The sequence below is a fragment of the Rhodococcus sp. IEGM 1318 genome (genome assembly GCF_033142465.1).
Classification (GTDB): domain Bacteria; phylum Actinomycetota; class Actinomycetes; order Mycobacteriales; family Mycobacteriaceae; genus Rhodococcus_F; species Rhodococcus_F qingshengii_B.
Genome location: NZ_JAWLSC010000042.1, coordinates 1 through 5,278, shown reverse-complemented (window position 1 = coordinate 5,278; position 5,278 = coordinate 1). Strand labels below are relative to the sequence as shown.

Genomic DNA, 5,278 nt, shown 5'->3' with positions numbered 1-5,278 from the left:
CGTCATCACGGCACCTCCCTCGCTGAGCATTCACTCAGCGTCTGGGGCCGAAACACCGATTAAGAAACAGTCCCTATCAGTCCGCCGACTGCGGTGACGATTTGTTCAGTCGCTAGAACGCGCGACCCCTGGGGGTTGTTCGGGACCTTTATCCAATACGTTTTACCGGTCGCTGACAGGCCTCGAAACGCCTTGGTTCCGGTTTCTGGCGGGTTTCCGGGAAGAATGCTCGCGAGACGTTCGGTGGGAGCAACCTGGTACGGTTCCAAAGTTTCACTTGCCATGCGATGACTCAGTTCTTAACCGAGGTGAAAGCTAACTCTCGGAGCCGCGAGTAACATTCGTTCATGTCGACATTTCACCTGTCGGCCGGGCCTCGGGGATGTTTGCCGCATCTGCCGGGGCTGATCTTTGTGGTCCGGGAATCATCGCATGCCGCAACCGGCCAGCATCACCCGAACCGGACTTACCGGTCTAGAACCCGACGAGGGCCCGACCGACCAGTGGGGCCGTCATGACGCGATCAGTTGAATGCCGAGTCTGGGCAGCGGTACTTCACAGCCAAAGTTAGAAGCCTCAGCGCATCTTCCTTCGACATTGCCATTTCCCGGCTTGTTTCATCGACGATGTCCTGTTGATCGACATTGAGTTCGTCGCTCAGTTTGGTGAGCTCGATAATGACGCATACATAGCCAGCGAGTAGTTGCGCCTTGACCGGATCGAGCTTTTCGCCCGTCAGTTTGGTGTACTCGACTGCAAGTTTCGCTGAGCCATCAGGGTTTGCCGCGGCCTGGCGTTCCGCTTCTTTCTGCGCGGCGTCACCGACGGGGTCGGCGGAGTTCGGATCCCAGTTCGACGTCGTCGTTGGAGATGAACTGTTAGCGGGGGTGGTCGTCGCTTCGACTGGTTCGACAGTAGAGCTGGTGGTTGTGGAACTGGTTGGCAGACTGCTTACTGGAACAGGGGTGCCGTCCGTCCCGCATCCGGCGGCGAGGCCTACCACCGCGATCACAGCAAGCAGTGTTCGTTTCATGGCAAATACATACCAGACCGACTGTTCGTAACGAATATTGAACGAGAATTGCGGAGCCCGGCTGGTCTTCCCTTACCCTCCGGACCCCGCGAGATCGAAGCCACCACTTATCGAACAGGTGTGCGAATCTTTAGGTATGCCGTCGACCGAACGATCCCCGCAACGCTGCCCGAATGGGCACCTGCTGGCGGCGAACACATGTCTCGTCGGCTGGGAAGTCTGCGGCTGCAAGACGGCGCACAACGGCGGACATCGAACGCATTACTGCCGGCGCTGTGGCGAGACGATCCGGACGCCTGAATGCGCCGGCGCGAGCCCGCAGAAGTCGCGGTGGAACTAGCCGAACAAATTCTCCCAGGGCGACGACATTCCAGCCTGGGTGTGCGCGGCTCGGCGATCCGCGCGCCGCTGCTTACGGGCAGCTCGACTCTCCACAGTGTTCGCTCGGTACAAGATGTAGAGACCGATCACGAGCGCGAAATACGGCCACGCGCCATATCCGCCGAAGAAGAATAAGACGATGCCGATCGCGAGCAGTGTGGTGCCAATCGGTTTCATTCATACATCTCCAATCCGGATTGTCGGAGGCTAGAGATAGGTCGGCTTGACGATCCGGCCGCCCAATTGCGCCTTCACGTCCGTACATATGTTCGTGGCTTTCGTATCGCCACAGTTGATCATCCACTTCGAACCGACCAGCAGTCCGTATTCCATCTTGACCGGCTCGAATGCCCCCACAAAGCTTGCGATGTTCTCCTCTTGCAGATCATCTGAGGTAAAGATTGACAGAACCATCTCGTGTCCGTCGATCGTGCAACGACCCGCGTCGGTCGAGTACGTCGTCGATTTGTCCTTTGTGAAGTTCTCGCAGGTGATTCCGGAAGCAGCGAGGTCATCTGCGATGGCCTGTGCGGAGTCGTATTGCTGGGTGCCGGACCGGGCCTTGAAGTCCTCTGCGTCGCCCGACGTACATCCGGTGGCAAGCAGGACAGCTCCAATGGCCGCAACCGCGGCGAAGGTCTTCTTCATGTCAGTATCAAACCAGACGGACAGTACGTAACGACCATTCGAACCTTGACGTAGTAGGCGCGCTGTCCAGGGCCGGCAATCTCCTACTCGAAGATTCGTATTGGAGTCGGCGCAATCAAACCAGAGGGGTGTGCAGGTTGAACGGCTCCGACCAGACCTTAGCCTCATCCCGACTCCGCGCTTACTCCGCGCTTTGGTCGAAATAACTCGGCATTTCTCGGCATATGTCGAATTGACGCTAGCCCTTCAGTGCAGGTCAGCTGATTATCGTGACCTGCGAGAAGGCAAAGAAAAGTGCTCCTACGTGAATCCGTTTCGAACAAAAACTCCCCGTTTGCGGCGCTTGTCCGGGAGTTGGGTGAACGAATCGAACCGCCGTCGGTGGAAAAGTCGCAGGTAGGGGTGCCGGCGTCGGAATATCAGCCGCAGCGTCGGCTGAGTGAGACTGAGTTGGCCGCAATGATCGATGTCTACCGTTCGGGCAAGACGGCGTTCGAGGTAGCGAAGCTGTTCGGTATTCACCGTCAGACCGTGACCAGGCTGCTGATCAAGCACGGCATACCGCTGCATCCACGAGCCACGATCGATGCGAAGCTGCTGGCGGAGCTGGCCTGGCACTACGAACGAGGGAAATCGACAGTTGAGCTCGGGCGGAAGTACAACTTGGCAGCGAGCAGTGTCGGTAAGGCGCTCAAGAAATCGGGCGTGCAACTGCGTCCGCCGAAGTTCAATCGGTGGGCGGCGAGAGATGAGTAGCTCTTGAGGACGCCGCTACGCTGCTTTGTCATCGGTGCTGCGCTGGTCGATCTCGGCTTTCGCTTCCTCCATTGCCAGTTGAATCAGTGCCTTCGCCAGTAGTTGCGCATCCGGTTGCGGGCGTAGAACAGGTCGGATGGTGACAATTCGTCCACTGGATGTAATCGTCGATGGTGCGTCGTATGTTTCTCCTCGCATGAAACGGGCGTAGGCTTTGCCGGCCCTGTTGGCGAGCGACTTGTTCGTCACGGTGATGTGGCGGCGATGCTGTTTTAGCTCATCGTCGCTGAGGTTTTCTGATGGCCGGTAGAAGTCGTGGATGAGTTGCTGGTCGGCGGGACTCATCCATCTATAGTGATCTTGATGACTATCCCAGGCTTCTTTCAGCTGGTGATGTTGGGCGATGAATGTCGAGGGGGAGAGGCGTGACATCTCTTTATTATGGCGAACAAAGCTGAGACGGAGCTTTGCTCTTATTCAAATATCCTGCAAGTCAAGTTGGCGACGAATATTCAATGATGCCGCTAACGATCGTCACGGATTACGTGCACGCGTGTCTTACACATCCCTCAGCAAAGGCTCGTCGACGCGGATTGAGGAACGAGAGTTTACATATTCTCAGGCCGCGGGAAATCCGGTCTCGTTCATCAATCCCATTTGACCGGCACATGCTTCGTGGTGTGGATTGACGTCGCACGCGGCAATTGCGAAATGCACTACTCGGTCTGCCTGGGCCACCGCGGTCGTTTCGGTACCTTGCGAACCTCGTCCGCGACCCTCCGGAGCCTTCCATAGGGAGCCAGCGCGGGCTTGTTGTCCGCGATATTCTCGGCCTGCTGAAGGAAGACTGCAACCGCTTCGCGCTCCTTGTCATTCAGCTCGTTCGCCCTGCCTTCGAGCATCCATGTGAGGGATTGCTCCAGTTCCGGTGAAAGATCTTCATCTACAACCTCAGCGTGTGAAACGAGCCATCGCTGCTTGGCGGCGTAGTCCTCAGCAAGTTTCAACTGCAACAGCGCGAGCATGAGGGCGCTTCGGGTGATCGGGATCGAAGGTTCCGCAACTTCCAGATCTGCGGCGGAAGCGAAGCTTTCCTCCTCCATAACGTCGACCTGGGTGGCGTCCGTGTCGGATGATTTCGTTTTGGCCTTAGCTCGGTCCAGAGCTCGGATCCGCTGACGCGCCGCGAACTCGCTCAGCTTCGCCTTGGCGGCGGGAGCAGCGACGTCTCTGATCAGCGGGACCAGCCACTCGCGTATCACAATGATGCCGGCGTCGGCTAACACGTCGGCGAGTGCTTGTTGACTCGGCGTCAGTTCGCGTGGATAGGAGGCGGCATGCGTAACGACGATCGGATCGCTCCGGTACCTCTCACGAAGTTCCTTTTCGTCGACCCGTCGGGACTCGGTCGGACCGGCAACATTCTTGGTGGCTTTGCTGCGAAGGAGATCGCTCTCGAAATCCTTCGACTTCGATGATTTCGACCTGTAGGTGTCCTTCTTCCGTCGAACGACGCGTATTTCTTCTATGTACTCGTCATCGTTACTCACGAGCGCACCAAGATCGACTCGGGTCGCCCACTAATGTCCACGAAAACGGCGAAAGAAGTCATGCTCGGATCCTACGGGCGGTTCGCAAGCATGGGGCGTTCTTCATGAACCCAGCTCTCCTGTTCACAGATTGCCCGTTTGGCGTAGTCATTTATCCGCTCCGGTCGCGTGGCGATTGCAAAGAGTCTGTAGCACGGAACCTACGAGTTGTTCTCTCAACAGGGATTCGGCGTCCGCCACAACTCGGGCGCATCGTCGCTGTCGTCGTTCGCAATGGCACGGATCCCGTCGGCATCAACGCTGAGGATCTCGGCGAACTGAGCTCGCCCCGCCTCCCTGAGCCCTTCCGGAAGGTTCGCACCATCCTTGACGGAGGTACTCGCCATATCCAAGAACCGTGCGATCCGAAGCAGAAGCGGGCGCGGGACGGGAACAAGAAATGCGCTAGCTTCTGCCGTGATCATCCCTAGAGTCGAGAGATGACTCAACCCTTCGCTGATGGCGATGTCCTTGAGGTTGGCATGCGCTACTTTGAGTGCTTCTGCCAAAGCTGCGGTCGTCAGCCCCACCGCCGGGATGGACATCGAAATCGTTCGCTCGAACTCGACGAGGTTTGCACCCGGCGCTTCGTCCGAAAGGGAGAGTGCCAGCGACTGTGCAAACCTGGCGAGGTGTTCATCACCGAAACTGCGCTGAGCTGTTTGACGACTGACGCGCATCATCGTCGCGTACTCATTGACCTTGTCATCGAGAATTGTTTGAGCCTCTGCGTCGGTGAGCGTCAGGCCGAGGTCGAGGAGGATAGCGCGGAGCTCTGTGGACCGGGTCGACAACTGGGGTGTACCAATGATCTTGGACAGTGAATCTCGGGATGAGAGAGGATCTGTACATGACCGAGAAGCGTCGTCAG

Annotated in this window: 7 protein-coding genes; 1 reads left to right on the top strand and 6 read right to left on the bottom strand. The window is 57.6% G+C overall.

From position 1 onward, the window contains the following. Positions 1-523: 523 nt before the first annotated feature. The 3 genes from R4P65_RS32870 to R4P65_RS32860 form a co-directional block, all read right to left on the bottom strand. Positions 524-1,033 (bottom strand): hypothetical protein, encoded by a 510-nt coding sequence (locus R4P65_RS32870; RefSeq protein WP_230814034.1) that lies wholly within the window; start codon positions 1,031-1,033, stop codon positions 524-526. Positions 1,034-1,369: 336 nt separating this feature from the next. Next, positions 1,370-1,591 (bottom strand): hypothetical protein, encoded by a 222-nt coding sequence (locus R4P65_RS32865; RefSeq protein WP_230814033.1) that lies wholly within the window; start codon positions 1,589-1,591, stop codon positions 1,370-1,372. A gap of 30 nt (positions 1,592-1,621) precedes the next feature. Further along, positions 1,622-2,062, bottom strand: coding sequence for a hypothetical protein (locus R4P65_RS32860; RefSeq protein ID WP_230814031.1), 441 nt, complete (start codon positions 2,060-2,062; stop codon positions 1,622-1,624). Between the two features lie 294 nt (positions 2,063-2,356). On the opposite strand from R4P65_RS32860, the gene R4P65_RS32855 reads away from it, so the two are divergent. Then, the gene (locus R4P65_RS32855; protein WP_317829674.1) at positions 2,357-2,818 is read left to right on the top strand and encodes a hypothetical protein; all 462 of its coding nucleotides are present in this window, start codon (positions 2,357-2,359) and stop codon (positions 2,816-2,818) included. A 15-nt stretch (positions 2,819-2,833) separates the two neighbouring features. Here R4P65_RS32855 and R4P65_RS32850 read toward each other — a convergent pair whose 3' ends face one another. The 3 genes from R4P65_RS32850 to R4P65_RS32840 all read right to left on the bottom strand — a co-directional run bounded on the left by R4P65_RS32850 (position 2,834) and on the right by R4P65_RS32840 (position 5,201). After that, on the bottom strand, positions 2,834-3,250 hold the full coding sequence (locus tag R4P65_RS32850; RefSeq protein ID WP_317829673.1) for a hypothetical protein: 417 nt from the start codon (positions 3,248-3,250) through the stop codon (positions 2,834-2,836). Between the two features lie 284 nt (positions 3,251-3,534). Continuing rightward, the gene (locus R4P65_RS32845; RefSeq protein ID WP_317829672.1) at positions 3,535-4,368 is read right to left on the bottom strand and encodes a hypothetical protein; all 834 of its coding nucleotides are present in this window, start codon (positions 4,366-4,368) and stop codon (positions 3,535-3,537) included. A gap of 215 nt (positions 4,369-4,583) precedes the next feature. Continuing rightward, positions 4,584-5,201 (bottom strand): hypothetical protein, encoded by a 618-nt coding sequence (locus tag R4P65_RS32840; RefSeq protein WP_317829675.1) that lies wholly within the window; start codon positions 5,199-5,201, stop codon positions 4,584-4,586. Positions 5,202-5,278 lie beyond the last annotated feature (77 nt).

Excerpts from the sequence above, each read along its gene's own strand:
- R4P65_RS32870 (WP_230814034.1), bottom strand. The coding sequence starts at position 1,033 with ATGAAACGAACACTGCTTGCTGTGATCGCGGTGGTAGGCCTCGCCGCC.
- R4P65_RS32850 (WP_317829673.1), bottom strand. The coding sequence starts at position 3,250 with ATGTCACGCCTCTCCCCCTCGACATTCATCGCCCAACATCACCAGCTG.
- R4P65_RS32860 (WP_230814031.1), bottom strand. The coding sequence starts at position 2,062 with ATGAAGAAGACCTTCGCCGCGGTTGCGGCCATTGGAGCTGTCCTGCTT.
- R4P65_RS32865 (WP_230814033.1), bottom strand. The coding sequence starts at position 1,591 with ATGAAACCGATTGGCACCACACTGCTCGCGATCGGCATCGTCTTATTC.